Annotated in this window: 18 protein-coding genes; 5 read left to right on the forward strand and 13 right to left on the reverse strand. The window is 66.9% G+C overall.

What is annotated here, in order from left to right; genetic code table 11:
• Nucleotides 1-2 precede the first annotated feature (2 nt).
• Nucleotides 3-440 carry an SRPBCC family protein gene (locus tag AC1DX5_RS04580; RefSeq protein WP_478014363.1) on the reverse strand — a complete coding sequence of 146 codons (438 nt, stop codon included), beginning with the start codon at nucleotides 438-440 and terminating at the stop codon, nucleotides 3-5.
• Entirely contained in the window at nucleotides 437-766 is a 330-nt protein-coding gene (locus tag AC1DX5_RS04585) for an ArsR/SmtB family transcription factor (protein WP_465170793.1), read from the reverse strand. Before AC1DX5_RS04585 ends, AC1DX5_RS04580 begins: the two co-directional genes overlap by 4 nt.
• A gap of 127 nt (nucleotides 767-893) precedes the next feature.
• Between AC1DX5_RS04585 and AC1DX5_RS04590 the strand changes: the two genes are divergently transcribed.
• Complete coding sequence (locus AC1DX5_RS04590; RefSeq protein WP_478014364.1) at nucleotides 894-2,159, forward strand: thiolase family protein; 1,266 nt, start codon at nucleotides 894-896, stop codon at nucleotides 2,157-2,159.
• A gap of 33 nt (nucleotides 2,160-2,192) precedes the next feature.
• On the opposite strand, the gene AC1DX5_RS04595 is transcribed toward AC1DX5_RS04590, so the two are convergent.
• The 5 genes from AC1DX5_RS04595 to AC1DX5_RS04615 form a co-directional block, all read right to left on the reverse strand.
• A complete protein-coding gene (locus tag AC1DX5_RS04595) occupies nucleotides 2,193-2,912 on the reverse strand; it encodes a hypothetical protein (protein ID WP_478014365.1) in 720 nt (239 codons plus the stop codon).
• Between the two features lie 51 nt (nucleotides 2,913-2,963).
• Nucleotides 2,964-3,617: an MAPEG family protein gene (locus tag AC1DX5_RS04600; protein ID WP_478014366.1), complete on the reverse strand. Its 654-nt coding sequence runs from the start codon at nucleotides 3,615-3,617 to the stop codon at nucleotides 2,964-2,966.
• 2 nt (nucleotides 3,618-3,619) lie between these two features.
• Nucleotides 3,620-4,966 carry a dihydrolipoamide acetyltransferase family protein gene (locus AC1DX5_RS04605; protein ID WP_478014367.1) on the reverse strand — a complete coding sequence of 449 codons (1,347 nt, stop codon included), beginning with the start codon at nucleotides 4,964-4,966 and terminating at the stop codon, nucleotides 3,620-3,622.
• A 100-nt stretch (nucleotides 4,967-5,066) separates the two neighbouring features.
• Entirely contained in the window at nucleotides 5,067-6,071 is a 1,005-nt protein-coding gene (locus AC1DX5_RS04610) for an alpha-ketoacid dehydrogenase subunit beta (protein ID WP_465177182.1), read from the reverse strand.
• Between the two features lie 92 nt (nucleotides 6,072-6,163).
• The gene (locus AC1DX5_RS04615) at nucleotides 6,164-7,453 is read right to left on the reverse strand and encodes a thiamine pyrophosphate-dependent enzyme (protein ID WP_478014368.1); all 1,290 of its coding nucleotides are present in this window, start codon (nucleotides 7,451-7,453) and stop codon (nucleotides 6,164-6,166) included.
• 337 nt (nucleotides 7,454-7,790) lie between these two features.
• Between AC1DX5_RS04615 and AC1DX5_RS04620 the strand changes: the two genes are divergently transcribed.
• A complete protein-coding gene (locus AC1DX5_RS04620; protein ID WP_465170799.1) occupies nucleotides 7,791-8,537 on the forward strand; it encodes an ImuA family protein in 747 nt (248 codons plus the stop codon).
• Nucleotides 8,455-10,320, forward strand: a complete 1,866-nt coding sequence (locus tag AC1DX5_RS04625; RefSeq protein ID WP_478014369.1) for a Y-family DNA polymerase — start codon at nucleotides 8,455-8,457, stop codon at nucleotides 10,318-10,320. Before AC1DX5_RS04620 ends, AC1DX5_RS04625 begins: the two co-directional genes overlap by 83 nt.
• A gap of 2 nt (nucleotides 10,321-10,322) precedes the next feature.
• Here AC1DX5_RS04625 and AC1DX5_RS04630 read toward each other — a convergent pair whose 3' ends face one another.
• Entirely contained in the window at nucleotides 10,323-10,730 is a 408-nt protein-coding gene (locus tag AC1DX5_RS04630) for a type II toxin-antitoxin system VapC family toxin (protein WP_465174940.1), read from the reverse strand.
• Nucleotides 10,727-11,014 carry a type II toxin-antitoxin system Phd/YefM family antitoxin gene (locus tag AC1DX5_RS04635; protein ID WP_465174941.1) on the reverse strand — a complete coding sequence of 96 codons (288 nt, stop codon included), beginning with the start codon at nucleotides 11,012-11,014 and terminating at the stop codon, nucleotides 10,727-10,729. Before AC1DX5_RS04635 ends, AC1DX5_RS04630 begins: the two co-directional genes overlap by 4 nt.
• A 57-nt stretch (nucleotides 11,015-11,071) precedes the next feature.
• Here AC1DX5_RS04635 and AC1DX5_RS04640 point away from each other — a divergent pair, with 57 nt between their 5' ends.
• A complete protein-coding gene (locus tag AC1DX5_RS04640; RefSeq protein WP_478014370.1) occupies nucleotides 11,072-14,416 on the forward strand; it encodes an error-prone DNA polymerase in 3,345 nt (1,114 codons plus the stop codon).
• 80 nt (nucleotides 14,417-14,496) lie between these two features.
• On the opposite strand, the gene AC1DX5_RS04645 is transcribed toward AC1DX5_RS04640, so the two are convergent.
• The 4 genes from AC1DX5_RS04645 to hisS form a co-directional block, all read right to left on the reverse strand.
• Entirely contained in the window at nucleotides 14,497-15,429 is a 933-nt protein-coding gene (locus AC1DX5_RS04645) for a DUF4167 domain-containing protein (RefSeq protein ID WP_478014371.1), read from the reverse strand.
• Nucleotides 15,430-15,684: 255 nt separating this feature from the next.
• Nucleotides 15,685-16,536 (reverse strand): peptide chain release factor N(5)-glutamine methyltransferase, encoded by an 852-nt coding sequence (gene prmC, locus AC1DX5_RS04650; RefSeq protein ID WP_478014372.1) that lies wholly within the window; start codon nucleotides 16,534-16,536, stop codon nucleotides 15,685-15,687.
• A 105-nt stretch (nucleotides 16,537-16,641) separates the two neighbouring features.
• The gene (gene prfA / locus AC1DX5_RS04655; protein ID WP_465170806.1) at nucleotides 16,642-17,715 is read right to left on the reverse strand and encodes a peptide chain release factor 1; all 1,074 of its coding nucleotides are present in this window, start codon (nucleotides 17,713-17,715) and stop codon (nucleotides 16,642-16,644) included.
• Nucleotides 17,715-18,962, reverse strand: coding sequence for a histidine--tRNA ligase (hisS, locus tag AC1DX5_RS04660; protein WP_465170807.1), 1,248 nt, complete (start codon nucleotides 18,960-18,962; stop codon nucleotides 17,715-17,717). The genes prfA and hisS overlap by 1 nt, the downstream gene beginning before the upstream one ends.
• A gap of 92 nt (nucleotides 18,963-19,054) precedes the next feature.
• On the opposite strand from hisS, the gene AC1DX5_RS04665 reads away from it, so the two are divergent.
• Nucleotides 19,055-19,684, forward strand: a complete 630-nt coding sequence (locus AC1DX5_RS04665) for a DUF1345 domain-containing protein (protein WP_465170808.1) — start codon at nucleotides 19,055-19,057, stop codon at nucleotides 19,682-19,684.
• The last annotated feature ends 62 nt before the right edge of the window (nucleotides 19,685-19,746 follow it).

A 19,746-nucleotide genomic window follows, 5' to 3' on the forward strand; every position in this document is an offset into this window, starting at 1 on the left:
GGTCATTTCTCCAGAGCCGAAGCGAGCGAGTCGAGGATCATCGTCCAGCCCTTGCGGGTCTGTTCCTCATAGGCGGACCATGCGGGGTCCATCTCGTGCGTGAGGGTCAGCGTTGCGCCTTGCCCTTTCGCCACGATGTCGATCGATACTCGGGTCCATTCGCCTTCCTCCGCCGGATCCGCCGCGAACAGGAAGACCAGGCGGCGCGGGCGATCGATCTCCTCATAGCGGAGGCGGTGATGGGCATCGCCCGAAGCGCGACGCTCGACGATCAGCGCGCGGCCGCCGACACGGGCATCGATCTCGACCGTGCACATCTCGCCATCAGGTGTTTTGAACAGGAACTGCCCCGCCTTTTCGGGGTCGAGCCACGCATCGAACACGGCCTCCGGCGTGGCGTCGAAATCGCGGGTGATGGTGAGGATGACGGGTGCGGTCATTCTGCTCTCTCCTTCTCGGCTTTGAGCAGTTCGTCGAGGATGTCGAGCCGCCCGGTCCAGAACGCCTCCCATTGGCGCAGCCAGGCCTGGGCCTCGCGCAGCGGCTCCGCCTTCAACCGGCACAGCTGTTGCCGGCCGGCCTTTCGGCGTTCGACGAGCCCGGCGCGCTCCAGCGCCTGGACATGTTTCGAGGCGCCGGCGAAACTCATCGCATGCGGCGCGGCGAGCTCGCTAATGCTGCGCTCGCCGCCGGACAGGCTGGCGAGCATTGCACGCCGGGTCGGGTCGGCGAGGGCGGCGAAGGTGATGTCGAGTCGTTCAACCATGTGGTTTAATATTGCCGCGCAAGCCCAAACTGTCAACTAATCGGTTGAATAATTCTTCTTCGCCTCGCGGCCTTGCAGGCGCGGGCCCGCGACATCAGATTCGGGGTCGAAACGAAGGAGACCGGACATGCAGCGCTTCGCCCAGCCCATCTATATCGCGGCCGGTCTTCGAACGCCGTTCGGACGTGGCGGCGGGGCGCTCGCCGATCATGACGCGATCACCATGGCAGTGCCGGTCGCCCAGGCGATGGCGGCAGTCGCGCGGCCCGACCTGTTCGTGTGGGGTACGGTGATCCCGAGCCTCGGCTGGAGCAATATCGGGCGCGAAATCTGGCTCGATGCCGGACTCGACCCGACCGTGCCGTCCTTCTCGGCGGTGCTGGCCTGCTCGACCTCGATGGTCGCGGCCTTCGCCGCCGCGGGCATGCTCGGCGGCGACAAGGATCTGGCGCTGGTCGGCGGGTCCGAAGTGATGAGCAACCCGCCGATCGGGCTGAAGCTCGACGCGTCGAAGCGGATCGTGAAGCTGTTCCGCACCGACCCCGCTGCCGCGCTCGCCGCGCTGCAGGCACTGACCCCGAACGACCTAGTGCTGCCGATCAAGGGTTTCGCCAACCGCATCACGGGGCGCACCATGGGCGACCATATGGAGGAGACGGCGAAGATCTGGGGAATTTCGCGCGAGGCGCAGGACGACTGGTCGCTGAAGAGCCACCAGCGCGCCGTCGCCGGTTGGGAGAACGGCTTTTTCGACGACCTGGTCATCCCGCTGCCCGAAATCACCCGCGACGCCAATCCGCGCGCCGACACCTCGGCCGAGAAGCTCGCCACCCTGCCGCCCGCCTTCGACAAGACCAGCGGCACGGGCACGCTGACCGCGGGCAACAGCTCGCCGATCACGGATGGCGCCGCCGGCTGCTGGGTCGCGACCGGAGCCGGGCTGAAGAAACTGCCCGACGGCATTTTCCACGCCGAGCTGGTCGACCACGAAACCGCGGCGGTCGACCATGCCGAGGATGGGCTGCTGATGGCGCCGAGCTTCGCCATTCCCCGGCTGCTGGCGCGGCACGGGCTGCGTTACGAGGACGTCGCGCTATGGGAGATCCATGAGGCCTTTTCGGCGCAGGTGCTGGCCAATGTCGCCGCGCTGGAGAAGCCGGGCTGGACGCGCGACCGCGCCGGCGTGGATTTCGATTTCGGGCCCTTCCCCTGGGATCGGGTCAACCCGAACGGCGGATCGGTGGCGATCGGCCATCCCTTCGCCGCGACCGGCGCGCGCGACCTCAGCCAGGCCGTGAAGGAGCTGTGGGACAAGCCCAGCGGCACCTGGGCGGTGGTCAGCGTCTGCGCCGATGGCGGGCACGGCACGGTATCGCTGCTGCGGCGGCCATAAGGTCGCGGAGCGGCGCCGCGCCCGGCGGCACGGTCATTCCAGCGCTTCGGCCAGCGCGACCAGGGCGCCGCGCGGATCGTGCTCGATCGTGTCGCCATGCGATACGATGATGCGCTTCAGACCGGGCAAGGCGGCCCAGGCGCGAAGCTGTACCGCGAGATCGGTCTTGTTCTTGCGCATGCCCAGCTTGACCGGGCCCGGCACGTGCGGTTCCTCGCCGGCAAAGCCCATCAGCTTGAGAAGCCATCCGCTGAAGCCGTGCGCGTCGCGGATATTGCCGATGATGTCGTTGAGGATCAGCGTCGTGCCGTCCGTCCCGTCGACTCGCAGCGCCGATTCGCCCTGATGCGTGCCGGGCACCACGATCCACGTCACCGCAGGATCGCCAAAATCGACATTGGTGGCATCGACCGGCACCAGCTGAGCGACCTTTTCCCGCGCGGCGGGCGGGGTGATGACCAGGAGCGAGGGATAGCGTTTTTTCCAGATGCCGGCGTCGAGGCGGTGATGGGCATTGGGCACGATCAGCCAGGCGGGATCGCCGAACGCCTCGATCTCGCGCATCTGCTCCTCGTCGAGCGCGATCGCGCTGAACACCACCAGCCGGCTGTCGCGCAGCCGGACGATCGTCATGCGGCGCGGGAAATCGCCGATCGGCATGTGGATCGTGCCAGTGACGGTGAGGATGTTCGGCGCGACCTCGGCCAGCCGGCCGTGCGGCAGGACCTTCCAGTCAGTGAGCGGTTCGGACATGGTCTGCCTCCTCTTCGCCGCTGAAACGCGCGAGGGGACAGGCGGGATGCGTCAGGCGGCCTCTTCGGCCCGCCAATGTTCCCAGCGGAGCAGGAGCATGATAAACAGCTCCGCGGCGACAAAGGGCGCGACCAGCGCGACCGCGCCCCACCAGCCGAGCCAGAGATAGCCGAATCGGCCGACGCAATAGAGCAGGACCATCATGCTCTGCACCATCCCGACCAGCCCCGCCGAGCGGAAGCGGGGCGCGAGCAGATAGCCGATCCAGAACACCCAGCGCGCGATGACCCAGACGATGGTGCAGGCGACGACCGCGCGCATCGACGCGCCGTCGCGCGCCTGGACGGCGAGCAGGAGCAGGCCGGGGACGAACAGCCAGAGCTGCTCGATCGTGTTCTGGACATAACGCTGGTTGACCCGCATCCGCCGCGATTCGGCGCCGGCCAGCGGATCGATCGCGGGGGTCACCAGCCTTTCATGCGCGACCGCCTCGATCCCCGGCAGCAGGGCGAGCAGGGTCGCGATGCCGACGCAGTGAAGCGCGAAGAAGAAGCGCGCGGTCTGAGTCGCCATGCCCGGGACGGGTGGCATGGAACGGTCGATGAAGAACCACAGCCCGATGGCGACAGGCAAAGCCAGCACCACGCCCATCGCGAGCGTGCGCTGCTGCGCCTCGATCGACCCTGGGACAAGGCGGTTCGACATGGTCAGTCGGCGAAGAGCAGCACGGGCGTCTCGAGATATTTCTTCAGCGCCTGCACATAGCTTGCCGCATCCCACCCGTCGACCACGCGGTGATCGCAGCTGATCGAAAGATTCATCAGCTTGGCGCGGACGATGTCGTCGCCGCGGAAGACGGGGCGCTCGACGATCTTGTTCGGGCCGATGATCGCGACCTCGGGCCGGTTGATCACCGGCGTGGTGGCGATGCCGCCGAGCGGCCCGAGCGAGGTGATGGTGAGGGTGGAGCCGCTGAGTTCCTCCGACTTCGCCTTGCCGGTGCGGGCGGCCTCGGCGAGGCGGGCGATCTCGGTCGCGAGCTGCCAGACATTGAGATCCTGTGCGTCGCGGATCACCGGGACCATCAGACCGGCCGGCGTCTGCGTCGCCATGCCGAGATGGATCGAACCATGGCGGGTGACCAATCCAGCCTCGTCGTCATAGCGCGCGTTGATCATCGGGAAATCGGGGATCGACTTGCAGATCGCGACGATCATCAGCGGCAGCATGGTCAGCTTGGGCCGGTTGCCGCGATTTGCGTTGAGATCGGCGCGCATGTCTTCGAGCGCAGTGACGTCGATTTCGTCGACATAGGTGAAGTGCGGGATGGCGCGCTTCGAGGCAGCCATGTTTTCGGCGATGCGACGGCGCATGCCGATGACCTTGATCGCCTCATCGACGCGAGCGCGCGATGCGTGCGGGGCGTGATAGCCCTGTCCGCTGCCGTAGCGCAGGAAGGCGTCCAGATCGGCGTGACGGATGCGGTCACCTTCCGACTTTACCGAGGCGAGGTCGATGCCGAGATCGGCCGCGCGGGCGCGGACCGCGGGGGAGGCGAGGACATGGGCGTGGGGCGCGGCGGCCTTATTCTCACCGTTCGTGTCGAGCGAAGTCGAGACACCTGGCTCAACTGCCGGGGCCGGTTTCTCGACTACGCTCGAAACGAACGGTTGAGGGGATTCGATGCCCTCCTCACCCGGCGTTTCCGCCTCGATCTGCTCTTCGACTTCCTCGGTCTTGGTCTCTTCCGGCAGATCGCCCGGCGCGACATCGGCCACCGTCTCGGTCGACGGCGCAGTCGCGCCTTCAACCGCATCGGTCTCGATCACCACCAAGGCGGCGCCGATCGACACCTGATCGCCGACTTCGCCGGCCAGCTCGACCACCGTGCCGGCGACCGGAGATTCCATCTCCACCGTCGCCTTGTCGGTCATCATGTCGGCGATGCCCTGGTCCTCTTCCACACGGTCGCCCACGGCCACGTGCCACGCGACGATCTCCGCTTCGGAGATGCCTTCGCCGATATCCGGCAGTTTGAAGGTGAAGCGTGCCATTAGTCTAATCCGTTCGTTTCGAGCGAAGTCGAGAAACAGGGGGCCGCGCAGGTGTCTCGACTTCGCTCGACACGAACGGGGATGGGCAGCGCCATCGAAATCAGTCCTTCATTACCTTTTTCAGCGCTTCGCCGATGCGGACCGGGCCCGGGAAATAGGCCCATTCCAGGCTGTGCGGATAAGGCGTGTCGAAGCCGGTCACGCGCTCGATCGGCGCTTCGAGATGGTAGAAGCAGCGTTCCTGGACGAGCGCCGACAGCTCGGCGCCGAAGCCGCTGGTGCGGGTCGCCTCGTGCACGATCATGCAGCGGCCGGTCTTCTTCACCGACGCCTCGATCGTCTCGATGTCGAGCGGGACGAGCGTGCGCAGGTCGATCACCTCGGCGTCCACTCCGGCCTCCTCGACCACCGCGAGGCAGACATGGACCATGGTGCCATAGGCCAGGATGGTCAGCGCCTCGCCGGCGCGGACGATCTTCGCCTTGCCCAGCTCGATCTTGTAATAGCCGGTCGGCACCTCGCCCGCGGGATGCTGCGACCAGTTCTTGGTCGGGCGATCCCAATGGCCATCGAACGGGCCGTTATAGATGCGCTTGGGCTCGAAGAAGATCGTCGGATCATTGTCCTCGATCGCCGCAATCAGCAGGCCCTTGGCATCATAGGGGGTCGAGGGAATTACCGTCTTCACGCCCGAGACGTGCGTGAAGATGCCCTCGGGGCTCTGGCTGTGCGTCTGGCCGCCGAAGATGCCGCCGCCGAAGGGCGAGCGCACCGTGATCGGCGAGGTGAACTCGCCAGCCGAGCGGTAGCGCAGCCGCGCCGCCTCCGACACGAGCTGGTCGAGCGCGGGATAGATATAGTCGGCGAACTGAATCTCCGGCACCGGCCGAAGCCCGTACGCGCCCATGCCGACCGCGACGCCGATGATGCCGCATTCCGTGATGGGCGTGTCGAACACGCGGGTCTTGCCGTATTTCGCCTGCAGGCCCGCGGTCGCGCGGAACACGCCGCCGAAATAGCCGACATCCTCGCCCATCACGATCACATCGGGATCGCGCGCCATCATCACGTCCATGGCGGAGTTGATCGCCTGGATCATGTTCATGCGGGCGTTGCCGTCCGGACCGCCTTCAGGGGCGACTACGTCGCCGGGACCAGCCTCGGGCGCGATGATGTCGGCGGGATCGGTAATGTCGCTCATGACTTGCGTGCCCATGGCCGGCCCGAGGCGGTTTCTTCCGCGAGCATCTGTGCCTGTTGTTCCCTCAGATGCCAGGGCATCTCCTCGAACACGCCGTCGAACAGCGTGTCCAGCGGCTGGTGGAGGCCGTGGCCAAGGATGCCGTTCTGCTCGGCTTCCTTCTGCGCGCGCTTCACCTGCTCGGCGAGATCGAGATCCTGCGCGGCATGCCGATCCTCGTCCCATTCGCCGATATGGATCAGGTGATCCTTCAACCGCTTGATCGGATCGCCGAGCGGCCAGGCCGTGGCCTCGCCGGCCGAACGATACTGGCCGGGATCGTCCGAGGTCGAATGGCCCTCGGCGCGATAGGTGAAATGCTCGATCAGGGTCGGGCCCTGATTGGTCCGCGCCCGTTCGGCCGCCCAGGCAGTCGCGGCATAGACGGCGAGCGCGTCGTTGCCGTCGACCCTCAGGCCCGCAATGCCATAACCGATCGCACGTGCCGCGAAGGTGGTCGATTCAGCGCCGGCAAAGCCCGAAAAGCTCGAGATCGCCCAYTGGTTGTTGACGACGTTGARGATSACCGGCGCGCGGTACACGCTGGCAAACGTGCAGGCAGAATGGAAATCGCCCTCCGCCGTCGAGCCCTCGCCGCACCAGGTGGCGGCGATGCGCGTATCGCCCTTTGCTGCCGACGCCATCGCCCAGCCGACAGCCTGGGGATATTGCGTGGTGAGATTGCCGGAGATCGAGAAGAAGCCGGCCTCCTTGACCGAATACATGATCGGCAACTGCTTGCCCTGAAGCCGGTCGCCCTTGTTCGAATAGATCTGATTCATCATGTCGACCATCGACCAGCCGCGCGCGATGAGCAGGCCCTGCTGGCGATAGGACGGGAAACACATGTCCTCATAATCGAGCGCGAAGGCAGCGGAAACCGCGACCGCCTCCTCGCCAAGGCACTTCATGTAGAAGCTGGTCTTGCCCTGGCGCTGGGCGCGGAACATGCGCTCGTCAAAGGCGCGGACCAGCACCATCGAGCGAAGCATCGCCCGCAGCGTATCGGGCGACAGGCGCGGGTTCCACGGGCCGACGGCATTGCCCTCGTCATCCAGCACGCGGACCAGCTGGTATGCGAGATCGGTGAAGGTCCCGGCGCGATCGGCGGTGTCGGGGCGGCGGGTATCGCCAGCCGCTGGAATGGCGACCTCGGTAAAGTCGACCGTATCGCCGGGGCGGAACCTGGGTTCCGGCACGTAGAGCGACAAGGGTTGTAAATTGGCGCGCGGACTGTCGCTTGCCATGCTCTCTCCGATCATTGTGCGTTTCGTTCGCGTTCGCATGAGAGCAACGCGTGGATTCGCCATTCGGGCCTTGTTATAAAATTTCAAAGCGCTTGGCGAGGGTCTGGCCGGGTGACGGGGGCAGTGAGACATCCAGGCTGAAGCAGGTGTTTTCCGCGGCAAATGGCCTTTGTGAGCGACCGTGCCACGGCACGTGCAAAAATGCAGGCCAATCGGGCGTTTGTGGACCGGGGAACGCGCATTGCCGCACATGTCCGCCTGCCGCGCTCCCATCGCCGATTGACTCCGGCGCCGATAGGAACAAAATAGGAACACCCTCATTCAGCGAGTCGTGTGTTTGTCGTCTGCCGCCGCCCTTTCCGCCTTACGCGATACGCTTCGCGCGATCGAGGGGGATGGGCTGCGCCGTCGTGCCGTGCTGCCCTTCGGGATCGGCCCGATCGATTCGCGGCTGGCGACGGGCGGCCTTACGCTCGGCGCGCTGCACGAGATCGCCGCGGCCAGCCCCGGCATGGGCGACGATGCTGCGGCGACCCTGTTCATGGCCGGCATCGCCGCGCGCGCCTGGGGCCCGGTCCTGTGGGTGGTGCGGCGGCGCGACCTGTTCGCGCCGGGACTGTATCAGGCCGGGCTCGCGCCCGAGCGCATCCTCTATGCCGAAGCAGGCGACGATGCCGAGCTGCTCGCGCTGATGGAGGAAGGCCTGCGCCACCGCGGGCTGGGCGCCGTGATCGGCGAGGTGAAGAGCGCATCGATGGCCAATAGCCGCCGGCTGCAGCTCGCGGCCGAAGGCGGCAAGACAATCGCACTGCTGCTCAAGCGCCATGCGCGCGAGGGCGGCAATCCGCTCGCCGTGCCCTCGGCCGCGGTGACGCGCTGGCGAATCGCCGCCGCGCCCTCGACTCCGCTCCCGGTCGAGGGTGTCGGTTGCCCGCGCTGGCGGATCGAACTGGTCCGTCAGCGCGGCGGCGAACCTCATAAATGGACGATGGAGGCATGCGATGAAACGGGTCGCCTCGCTCTACCTGCCCGACTGGCCGATCGATCGGCTGCGGCGGGCGGAACGCACCGCCGCGCCGCCTGACGCGCGGCGGGTCACACAGCCGGTCATCGATATCAAGGCAGCCCCGCGCGACGGTGGCTGGCGCCCGGGTGCGCGCTGGGCTCGGGGGGAGGATGGGCCGACGCTGCCGCGATTGAGAAGCGATGACGGGGCACCCGGCTCCTCCCCCAATTCCTCCCCGGAACGGGGAGGGGGACCGCGCTTGCGCGGTGGAGGGGCTTGGAGCGCGGCACGGTCTCGCCAAGCCAGCCCCTCCACCAGCTTCGCTGGTCCCCCTCCCCCTGCGGGGGAGGAATTAAGTGCCCCTCTCGTCACCTCGATCCGCGAGGGCAGCAGGATCCTCGTCGCCGCGACCAGCCATGCCGCGTATCTGCTCGGCATCCGCGCCGGCATGGCGGTGACTCAGGCGCGCGCACAAGTGCCGGATCTCGACATCCGTCCGGCCGATCCCGAGGGCGACCGCGCCGATCTCGAACGCCTCGCCCTCATTGCCGCGCGGCGCTGGTCGCCGATCGTCGCGCTGTCGGGCGAGGACGGGCTGTTCATCGAGCTGACCGGCACCGCGCATCTGTTCGGCGGCGAGGAAAGGATGGCGCGGCGGATCGTGCGGCTGCTCGCACGCATGGGCGTGCGGGCGCGGATCGCGGTGGCGGACAGCACGGGCGCGGCCTGGGCGCTGGCGCGTTACGGCCACCAGCCACACAACGGGGTGACGGTCTGTCCGCCAGGCGCGCAGGATTCCGCCATCGCCCCCCTGCCCATTGCCGCGCTGCGGGCCGAGCCCGGCGCGATCGAGCTGCTCAAGCGGTTGGGCGTCGAGACGATCGGGGAACTTGCCGCCATGCCGCGCGCGCCGCTCGCGCGCCGGTTCGGCAAGATGCTGGTGCTGCGGCTCGACCAGGCAAGCGGGCGGATCGGCGAACCGCTCCACCCGGTCGTGCCGCCCGAGCATATCGCCGTGATCCAGCGTTTCGCCGAGCCGATCGCGACCGCCGAGGCGATCGAGCATTGGCTGGCCCTGTTGATGCCACGCCTCGTCACCGCGCTGGCGCAGTCAGGCCAGGGCGCGCGCGTGATCGAGCTGGTCGCCGACCGGATCGACGGCGTGCCGCAGCGGCTGCGCATCGGCCTTGCCCGACCCAATCGCGACCCCGCGCATCTGCTGCGGCTGATGGTGCGCCGGATCGAGGAGATCGCGCCGGGATTCGGCATCGACGCGCTCGCGCTGCACGTCCGCCGCGCCGATCCGCTCGGCCCCGTGCCGTTCGAGGAGCGGCTCGAGGAGACCCCGCCCGACATCGCGCCGCTGGTCGATACGTTGGCCAACCGCATCGGCGCGGCGCGGCTGTGGCGCACAAGACCCGTGGAAAGCGACGTGCCCGAACGGTCGGTCGAGCCAGCCCCGGCGCTAGACCCGCCCGAACGCGCCGCGCCGCCACTCAAGCCGGCCGATGTCCGGCGGCTCGACCGCACGCCCGATCTCCATCCCTGGCACCATCGCTGGCCGCGCCCGGTGCGCATGCTGCGCCGGCCCGAGCTGCTGGATCACGTCATCGCCGAGATGCCCGACCAGCCGCCGCGCCGCTTCACCTGGCGCGGCACGACGCACAAGGTGGTGCGCGCCGACGGCCCCGAGCGCGTTCACGGCGAATGGTGGAAACGCGCGACCGAACGGCATTCGGTGCGCGATTATTTCCGGGTGGAGGACGAGGCGGGCCAGCGCTTCTGGCTGTTCCGCCGCGGCGACGGCGAGCGCGCCGAGACGGGCGACCTCGCCTGGTTCATGCATGGGGCGTTCGGGTGATGTCAGCGCCCTGCGTCGATTGCCTCCACATGGCCTCTCACCGCATAGGCAAGAATGGGCCGATCGACCGTCAGTATCGGGCAAACAAGCGACCGCGCCGTGGCAATGATCATCCGGTCCGACGGATCGCCATGAATGTCGCCGGGCAAGGCGCCGGCATCGCTTGCGATAACGGCATCGACCGGCACGACCCTGAAATGGCCCTGACCCAGAAGCCGTTCGGACCATTGCGGCATGGGCATCGAAAGAGCGATGCGCCGCTTGTCCGCCAGCATCGCAATTTCCCAGAACGACATGGCCGACAAATAGACGTCGCCCGCCTCCGCCTCGATTCGCTTGCGTGCCGTGGTGCCCAGCCGCTTGCCGTCCTCTACCAGCCAGAGCAGCACATGCGTGTCGAGCAGAATCACTTGGACGGGGTGCTCGGCGCGTACAGCTCTGGCGGATTATTGGCGAGCCATTCGGCTTCCCAATCGGGATCGACCGGCCCGACAATGTCCCCCAGAATCGTCACCGATCCCCGCATGCACCCGAACATGCTCTGCCCCAAAGGCACACTTGCCCTGCGCGCGCTGAGGGTGAGCGACGGCTTGCCGCGACGCGTGATGGTCAAGGGCTCGCCGCTCCGCTCCATTTCGTCGATTAGCTTCAGGCTTTTTGCCTTAAATTCCGTTGCGCTCACCATCTTGCCCATCGCGGCTGCTCTCGATGAAATGTACATCTCATATAGTCATTTCGTGCCGCATCGCCAATGACCTATTCCGAACTGCAGGTGACGACGCATTACAGCTTCCTGCGCGGCGCCTCTTCCCCCGAGCAATTGTTTGCGGCTGCCGCGCTGGCGGGCATGCCGGCGCTGGGCATCACCGATCGCAATTCGGTCGGCGGGGTAGTGCGCGCGCTGGTCGCCGCGGAGGAGATTTCCAAACAGGGCTACCCGATCCGCATGATCGCCGGCTGCCGGCTCGACCTGGTCGACGGCACCTCCCTGCTCGTCTGGCCCGAAGACCGGGCGGCGTGGAGCCGGCTCACAAGACTGCTCACCCTCGGCAAGGGTCGGGCCGATGCGCAGAAGGGCGAGAAAGGGCGATGCTTCCTGCATTGGGAGGATGTGGCGGCGCATGCGATGGGACTGGTCGGCGCGCTGGTGCCCGGCATGACCGAGACCTTCGCGGAAGATCAGCTCGCGCTGCGCTGGATGGCGGATGTGTTCGGCGCGCGCGGGCATCTGTGCCTGACTCAGCATCGCCGGCCGGGCGATCCGCTACGGCTGCATTTGCTGGCGGAAAAGGCGCAGCAATTCGGTTTGGCACCGCTCACCACCGGGGACGTGCTGTACGATAGCCCTGAGCGGCGCATGTTGCAGGATGTCGTCACCGCGATCCGCAACACCTGCACGATCGACGATCTCGGCTTCCGACGCGAACGCAGCGCCGACCGGCACCTGAAATCGCCCGAGGAAATGACGCGGCGGTTCAAGCGCTATCCCGAGGCGATCGCGGCCAGCGAGGCGATCGTCGAGCGCTGCACCTTTTCGTTGCGCGAGCTGAAGGAGCAATATCGCTATCCCGACGAAGTGGTGATCAGCGGCAGGTCACCGCAGGACGCGCTGGCGAAGATGGCGCGCACCGCGCTGGCGGAACGCTTCGCGCCCGAACCGATCCCGCCTGCCTATACGACACTCCTCGAGCATGAACTCGCGCTGGTCGAGCAGATGGGATACGCGCCCTATTTCCTGACGGTGAATTCGATCGTGCGGTTCGCGCGCAGCCAGGAGATATTGTGCCAGGGCCGCGGATCGGCCGCCAATTCAGTGATCTGCTTCGTGCTCGGCATCACCTCGATCGACCCGGTCTTCCACAAGCTGCTGTTCGAGCGTTTCATCTCGACCGAACGCCACGAGCCGCCCGATATCGATGTCGATTTCGAGCATGAGCGGCGCGAGGAAGTGATCCAGTGGATCTACGAGACTTACGGTGAGAACCACGCTGCGATGACGGCAGTGGTCAGCCGGTTCCGCACGCGCGGTGCCGTGCGCGAAGTCGGCAAGGCGCTGGGCCTGTCCGAAGACATGACGGCGGCGCTTGCGGGCCAGGTCTGGGGATGGTCGAGTGACGGCGTGCCGCAAGCCCATGTCGAGGCGCTCAACCTCGACCCCACCGAGCCGCGCCTCGCCCTCACGCTCGATCTGGCGACTCAGTTGATCGGCACACCCCGGCATCTGTCGCAGCACCCCGGTGGGTTCGTTCTGGCCCATGACAGACTCGACGAATTGCTGCCGATCGAGCCCGCTGCGATGGTCGATCGTCGCGTGGTGGAGTGGGAGAAGCTCGACGTGGAGGAGCTTGGCCTGATGAAGGTCGATATCCTCGGCCTCGGCATGCTCGGCTGCATGCGGCGCACCTTCGACCTGCTGCGCGCGCACAAGCATATCGATCTGCGGCTCGACAATGCAGTGCTGCAGGACCGGGACCCTGAAACCTTCGCGATGATCTGCACGGCGGATACGCTCGGCGTGTTCCAGATCGAGAGCCGGGCGCAGATGTCGATGCTGCCGCGCATGCGTCCCGACAATTTCTACGACATCGCCATTCAGGTCGCGATCGTCCGTCCGGGGCCGATCCAGGGCGACATGGTCCACCCCTATCTCAAGCGCCGGGAACAGGAGCGTGAAGGCAAGGTGGATATCGAATATCCCAGCCCCGCACTTGAAGAAGTGCTGAAGAAAACACTGGGGGTGCCACTCTTCCAGGAACAGGCGATGCAGGTCGCGATTGTTGGAGCCGGTTTCAGCGCGGGAGAGGCGGACAGGCTGCGCCGGGCGATGGCGACCTTCAAGCAGACCGGCGGTGTCGGCGAATTCAGAGACAAGCTTATCTCGGGCATGCTGGCGAACGGCATCACGCTCGATTTCGCCGAGCGGCTGGTCAAGCAGATCGAAGGGTTCGGCAGCTATGGCTTTCCCGAGAGCCATGCCGCGAGCTTCGCGAAGATCGCCTATGCCTCGTCCTGGATGAAGTGCCATCATCCCGAGATCTTCTGTACCGCCCTGCTCAACGCGCAGCCCATGGGCTTCTACGCGCCGGCGCAGATCGTCCGCGATGCGCGCGAGCATGGCGTCGAGGCACTGCCGGTGTGCATCAACCGGAGCGACTGGGACACGATCGTCGTACCGGGGACGCCGAATGCCAGGCCGCGCGATGAGCGGTTCTGGGGCACCGACGCGGACTGGCAAAGCCTGTTGCCGCTTCGGCTCGGCATGCGCATCGTGCTGGGGCTCAGCGAGGAGGATGCCGGCAGGATCGTGGAAACCCGCGCAGCCGGGCCCTTCACCTCGGTCGAGGATGCCTGGCGCCGCTCGGGCGTGAAGCCGGCGGCGCTCGAAAAGCTCGCCCGGGCCGATGCGTTCCAGTGCCTCGGCCTCAACCGGCGCCAGGCGCTCTGGGCGATCAAGGGGCTGGGCCAGGCGCCCCTGCCGCTGCTGACCGCCGCCGACAATCGGGCGGGCGCGATCATTCCCGAAGCGCGCGAGCCGGGCGTCGCGCTGACCCCGCTCACCGCCGGGCGGGAGGTGGTGGAGGATTATCGGGCGACTCAGCTCACCCTGCGCAACCACCCGCTCCATTTCCTGCGCGGCGAACTCGACCGACTACGCATCCGGAAATGCGCCGACCTCAAGACGATGAAGGACGGGGCGCGGGTCGAGGTGGCGGGAATCATCCTCGTACGGCAGCGACCGGGCAGCGCCGAGGGCGTGGTGTTCGTGACCCTGGAGGACGAGACCGGCATCGCCAACGCGATCCTGTGGAAGGACCGGTTCGAGGCGCAGCGCCGCATCCTGATGTCGGCATCGATGATCAGTGTGGTCGGCCGCGTGCAATCGGAAAGCGGCGTGATCCATGTCGTTGCCGACCGGATCGTCGATCACACCCCTTTGCTGCGCGGGATCGGCGGCCTGGATCTGCCCAACATGACGATGCCGGGCGACGGTGCGACTCATGGCGGCACGATCGATCCGCGCGACCGGCGGAGATTGCCGTTGTTCGAGACCGAGATGGAGGAGGTGATCCCGATCCGCTCGCATGATTTCCACTGATCCCTCGCTGCCGGGCGAGGCATGAAAAAGGCCGGCCCCGCATTCGCGGGACCGGCCTGTTCTCGTCGCTTCGACCCGGATCAGCCGGCCGTCGTCGTCTCGCTCGCGGGCGGACGGCCGCGACGGCGCTTGGGCTTTTCGGCCGGCTCTTCCTCGACCGTCACCGCCGAGATGCTCAGCGACGGCGGCAGCAGATTGGCCTCGAACATGGCCGGGGCCTCTTCCTCCACCGGGCGGCGGGGCGGACGGCCGCGACGCGGGCGTTCGGCTACCGGCTCGGCGGCGACTTCAGCGCGCGGGGCTTCCTGGCGGGGCGCTTCCTGCCGGACATCCTCGTCCGAGACATAGGCCGCGCGATTGCCGCGATCCTCGCCACGGTTGCCGCGATCGTTCCGGTCGTTGCCCCGGTCATTGCCGTTGCGTTCGTTACCGTTGCGCTCGTTGCCGTTCCGGTCCTCGCGGGCATAACGGCCATTGCCGTTGTTGCCCCCGTTACCATTGGCATTGTCGCCATAGCTGTTGCCGTTGCGCTCGGCCCGGTCGCCATTGCCGTTACGCGAGCGCGGACGCTCGTCGTCATACTGGCCGGCCTGGTTGCCGCGATCCTCGTTGCCGCGATCCTGGCCCCGATCCTGACCATTGCCATTGCCCTGACGGGATTCGCGAACGGGCTCGCGGGCGATCGGCTCGCCGTCCTCGTCATATTCCTGCTCGTCCTCGTCGAACGCCGCGCCGCCATTCTGGCGCCGGTTCTCCTCGAAGCGCGAGCGCGTCTCGGCGAGCACGCGGAAATAATGATCCGCGAACTGCAGGTAATATTCGGTGTTGACCCGATCCCCCTGCATCTGCGCGTCGCGGGCGAGAGTCTTGTATTTCTCGAGCAACTGGGCGGCGTTGCCGCGCGCGCGATTGTCGATGCGGTTGCCGTTATCCTGACGGCCCGAATTACCTTGCGGGCGCTGCTGCTGCCCGCCACGGCCGCGACGGCGGCCGGCCTGACGATTATTGATCAATTCTTGTGTGTCCTGTCGTTCGTAACCAACCCGGTCGTGCTCCAGAAATGTGGATGCATGCTCCTTGGCTCGTCGTCGCCGATCATCGGCGATACGTGCCTGCCACGGTCGCCGGACGGCAGCGACTGCATGACGAAGGAGGCGGGCAACAGCCCGTTTTCAACCGGTTATGATGAAAACGCGTGCCCCTGCTCCGCTCAATAGCGGCTGGCGACGCAATCTCCAAGCAGAATATTGTGACGTTTTTGTGCTGATTCAAGTCGCGATGAGCGCGCGGGGGTTATTACCCAGATCGCAGCGCAGCATGACCGACAGGCCCTGCGCGACGAGCAGCGCGGTGACAGCCTCCGCCTGAGTCGACCCAATCTCCAGGATCGCGGCGCCGCCGGGTGCGAGCAGGCGCGGGAGCTGGGGCGCGATGCAGCGATAGTCGTCGAGGCCGTCGGCTCCGGCGAACAGGGCCGAGGCGGGTTCATGGTCGCGCACTTCGGCGGGCAGCGCCTCGCCGGTGCCGATATAGGGCGGGTTGGCGAGGATCAGGTCGAAAGCGCCATCAATGCCGTCCGCCCAATTGCCCGGCTCGAAACGCGCGCGCTTTTCCATGCCGAGGCGCGCGGCATTGGCCATCGCCATGTCCAGCGCGACGTCCGACGCGTCAACGCCGAGGCCGGTCGCGCCCGGCCATTGGTCGAGCGCGGCGAGCAGCAGGGTGCCAGGGCCTGTGCCGAGATCGAGGATCGTCCTCGGCGCGCGGTCAGCGAAATACTCGACCGCCGCCTCGATCAGCGTCTCGCTATCGGCGCGGGGCACGAGCGCACCGGGGCCGATTTGCAGCTCGATCGTCCAGAAGGCACGGGTGCCGGTGATATAGGCGATCGGCTCGTGCTTCAGGCGGCGGACGACGAGCGGAGCGAAGGTGGCAGGGGCCGGGTCGTCGAGATGGCGGAGGAGCAGGGATTCGCGCGTGGTGCCGAGGGCGTGCGCCATGAGGAGTTCGGCGTCGAGGCGGGGGGTTTGGGAGAGGGTAGTGAAGGAGGTGGCGGCTTCGGCAAGCGCCTGCCTTACTCCCCTCCCGCTTGCGGGAGGGGTTGGGGGAGGGCTTGTCACAGTAGCGGACCGGGGAGGACAGGCCCTCCCAGTGCGGCAGCAGCCCTGCCCCCCGGGCAGGGCAAAGAGCCGCCGCACTCCCCTCCCGCAAGCGAGAGGGGGATTTTAGCCATCCAGCGAGGCCAGGCGTTCCGCCTCGTCCTCGGCGATCAGCGCGCCGATCAGCTCGTCCAGCTCGCCCTGCAGGATTTCCGGCAGGCGATGCAGGGTCAGGTTGATGCGGTGATCCGTCACGCGCCCCTGCGGAAAATTATAGGTGCGGATCCGCTCCGACCGATCACCCGACCCGACCATCGACTTGCGCGCGCCGGCGCGCTCGGTGTGCAGCCGGTCGCGCTCCAGCTCGTACAGGCGGGTGCGCAGCACCTTCATCGCCTTGGCCTTGTTCTTGTGCTGCGATTTCTCGTCCTGCTGGATCACCACCAGGCCCGTCGGGATATGCACGATACGCACCGCGGAATCGGTCGTGTTGACCGATTGCCCGCCGGGCCCCGACGACCGGTAGATGTCGATGCGCAGATCCTTGTCGTCGATCTTGACGTCGACCTCCTCCGCCTCGGGCAGCACGGCGACGGTCGCGGCGGAAGTGTGGATGCGCCCGCCCGCTTCGGTGACCGGCACGCGCTGGACGCGGTGCACGCCACTTTCGAACTTCAGCTTGGCGAACACGCCCTTGCCCTCGACCGAGGCGATCGCTTCCTTGAAGCCGCCCGATTCGGACGAGGAGGCGGAGATCAGCTCGACCTTCCAGCCCTGCGATTCGGCATAGCGCTGATACATGCGGAACAGGTCGCCGGCGAACAAAGCCGCTTCGTCGCCGCCGGTGCCGGCGCGGATTTCGAGCATCGCGGCGCGCTCGTCGGCGGAGTCGCGCGGCAGCAGCGACAGCGCCAGCCCGCGCTCGGCGAGCGGCAGGGTCTCGCGGATCGAATCGATCTCCTCGCGCGCCATCGCGCGGATCTCGGGATCGGTCTCGCTCTCCATGCCCGCCAGCACGCCCAGCTCGGCGCGCAGCCGCCGCACCTCGCCCGCGGCGCGCGCGACCGGCTCGAGTTCGGCATATTCCTTGGAGACGGCGACGAATCGCTCGGACGGCAGATCGCCGGTCGCCATCAGCGCCTGCAACTCGTCCCGCCGCGCTTCGATCTGCGCGATCCTCTCCGCCGAGATCGTCGTCATCAGGCTCTCAATACCCTTGCGAGATCGTCGAACGCCACCTCGCTCTGCGTGCCCGCACCGAGCAGCTTGACTGAAGCGACGCCCTTGGCGAGTTCGTCATCGCCGATGATCACCGCGAAGCGCGCGCCCTGCGCATCGGCCCTGGCCATGCGCCGCTTCATATTGCCCTTGAACGCCATGTCGGTCGCGATCCCTGCGCGGCGCAGATCGGCGAGGATGCCGATGGCGCGCGCCTCGGCCGCCTCGCCCATCGGCACGATCACCGCGTCGATCCGCTCGGCCACTGGCTCGTCGATCAGCATAGCCAGCCGCTCGACGCCGGCCGCCCAGCCCACGCCGGGCGTCTCGTTGCCGCCCAGCGCGCCGATCAGCCCGTCATAGCGCCCGCCGGCCAGCACCGTACCCTGCGCGCCGAGCCGGTCGGTGACGAACTCGAACGCGGTGTGCCGGTAATAATCGAGCCCGCGCACCAGCCGCGCGTTGCGCGTCCAGGCGACGCCGGCCGCGTCGAGGCCCTTGGTCACGCTGTCGAAGAACGCGCCGGCCTCGCTCGTCATGAAGGCGTCGATATCGGGCGCAGCCTCGGCGATCGGCCGGTCCCTCGGATCCTTGCTGTCGAGGATACGGAGCGGATTGCGGTCCAGCCGGTCCTGGCTTTCCGCGGACAGATCGGCACGATGCTGTCCGAAATGGCTGATCAGCGCGGCCCGCCAGGCATCGCGCGTCTCGGCATCGCCCAGGGTGTTGAGCTGGAGCGTGACGCCGTCCGAAATGCCCAGCTCGCGCAGCAGCTGGTCAGCGAGCACCAGCAATTCGACATCCGCCATCGGTTCGGCCGCGCCGATCACTTCGGCATCGATCTGGTGAAACTGGCGATAGCGGCCGGCCTGGGGCGCTTCGTAACGGAATACCGGCCCGGCGGTCGCCAGCTTCAGCGGCGCATATTGCTGCCAGCCCTCGGTCAGATAGGCGCGCGCGATCCCGGCGGTGAATTCGGGCCGCAGCGTGATCGAACGCTGGCTCTTGTCCTCGAACGTGTACATTTCCTTCGACACGACGTCAGTCGTCTCGCCGAGCGAGCGGGAGAAGACCTCGGTCGCCTCGAAGACCGGGATTTCAAGGCGGCGGAAAGCATAGAGGCGCCGCACCGTCTCGAACGCCTCGAGCACGCGCGCGAAGCGCCGTTGCTCGTCGCCGAAGATGTCCTGCGTGCCGCGGATGCGTTTGGGGGTTTCGATACGGGCCATAAGGGCGCGCTATCTATGCGACGGCGGCGTCAAGCGCTAGCCTCTGGATAAACGCGCATCAGACCCGACGGCGCATATTCGAGGATGATGCCATGCAGCTCGGCAGGAAGATCGCGCCGACCCGATTCGTCATCTTCGTGCTGGTGTTCGTGGCGGGCCTCGCGATCCTCATCCCGCGGATGGGCAAGGGCCTGGGCACCATGGCCGCGTTCGACATCGCCAGCGCATTGTTCCTGGTGATCGTCGCCCCCCTGCTGCGTCACCGCGCAGACGATATGCGACAGCGCGCCAAGGACAATGACGCCAATCGCGCGTTGTTGCTGGGGTTGAGCGCCGTGGTTTCGCTGGTCGTGCTCGTCTCGGTCGCGAGCGAGATGATGAACGGCAAGGGCAGTCCGCTCACCACGGCCCTGCTCGTCGCCACCCTGGTGCTGGCCTGGCTGTTCTCGAACACCATCTACGCACTGCATTATGCGCATATGTACTATTCGCGCGGCGGCGGCGGCGGGGATGCCGGGGGCATCGAGATTCCCGACACCAAGGAGCCCGATTATTGGGACTTCGTCTATTTCAGCTTCACCCTGGGCATGACCTTCCAGACGTCCGACAGCCAGATAACGTCGCCGCGCATCCGCCGCGTGGTGATCGGCCACTGCCTCGCCGCCTTCGTGTTCAACATCGGCGTGCTGGCGTTTTCGATCAACGTGCTGGGGGGTGGCTGAAATCCCTCTGTTCGCCCTGAGCCTGTCGAAGGGCTGTTCTTTCTTCCCAGGAAGAGAAGAGC

It is taken from the genome of Sphingomonas sp. P2_B6 (assembly GCF_056404755.1).

What these genes read in the sequence shown, in the direction of transcription:
- AC1DX5_RS04580 (WP_478014363.1), bottom strand. Translation starts at nt 440, where the DNA reads ATGACCGCACCCGTCATCCTCACCATCACCCGCGATTTCGACGCCACG.
- AC1DX5_RS04585 (WP_465170793.1), bottom strand. Translation starts at nt 766, where the DNA reads ATGGTTGAACGACTCGACATCACCTTCGCCGCCCTCGCCGACCCGACC.
- AC1DX5_RS04590 (WP_478014364.1), top strand. Translation starts at nt 894, where the DNA reads ATGCAGCGCTTCGCCCAGCCCATCTATATCGCGGCCGGTCTTCGAACG.
- AC1DX5_RS04595 (WP_478014365.1), bottom strand. Translation starts at nt 2,912, where the DNA reads ATGTCCGAACCGCTCACTGACTGGAAGGTCCTGCCGCACGGCCGGCTG.
- AC1DX5_RS04600 (WP_478014366.1), bottom strand. Translation starts at nt 3,617, where the DNA reads ATGTCGAACCGCCTTGTCCCAGGGTCGATCGAGGCGCAGCAGCGCACG.
- AC1DX5_RS04605 (WP_478014367.1), bottom strand. Translation starts at nt 4,966, where the DNA reads ATGGCACGCTTCACCTTCAAACTGCCGGATATCGGCGAAGGCATCTCC.
- AC1DX5_RS04610 (WP_465177182.1), bottom strand. Translation starts at nt 6,071, where the DNA reads ATGAACATGATCCAGGCGATCAACTCCGCCATGGACGTGATGATGGCG.
- AC1DX5_RS04625 (WP_478014369.1), top strand. Translation starts at nt 8,455, where the DNA reads ATGAAACGGGTCGCCTCGCTCTACCTGCCCGACTGGCCGATCGATCGG.
- AC1DX5_RS04635 (WP_465174941.1), bottom strand. Translation starts at nt 11,014, where the DNA reads ATGGGCAAGATGGTGAGCGCAACGGAATTTAAGGCAAAAAGCCTGAAG.
- AC1DX5_RS04640 (WP_478014370.1), top strand. Translation starts at nt 11,072, where the DNA reads ATGACCTATTCCGAACTGCAGGTGACGACGCATTACAGCTTCCTGCGC.
- prfA (WP_465170806.1), bottom strand. Translation starts at nt 17,715, where the DNA reads ATGACGACGATCTCGGCGGAGAGGATCGCGCAGATCGAAGCGCGGCGG.
- hisS (WP_465170807.1), bottom strand. Translation starts at nt 18,962, where the DNA reads ATGGCCCGTATCGAAACCCCCAAACGCATCCGCGGCACGCAGGACATC.
- AC1DX5_RS04665 (WP_465170808.1), top strand. Translation starts at nt 19,055, where the DNA reads ATGCAGCTCGGCAGGAAGATCGCGCCGACCCGATTCGTCATCTTCGTG.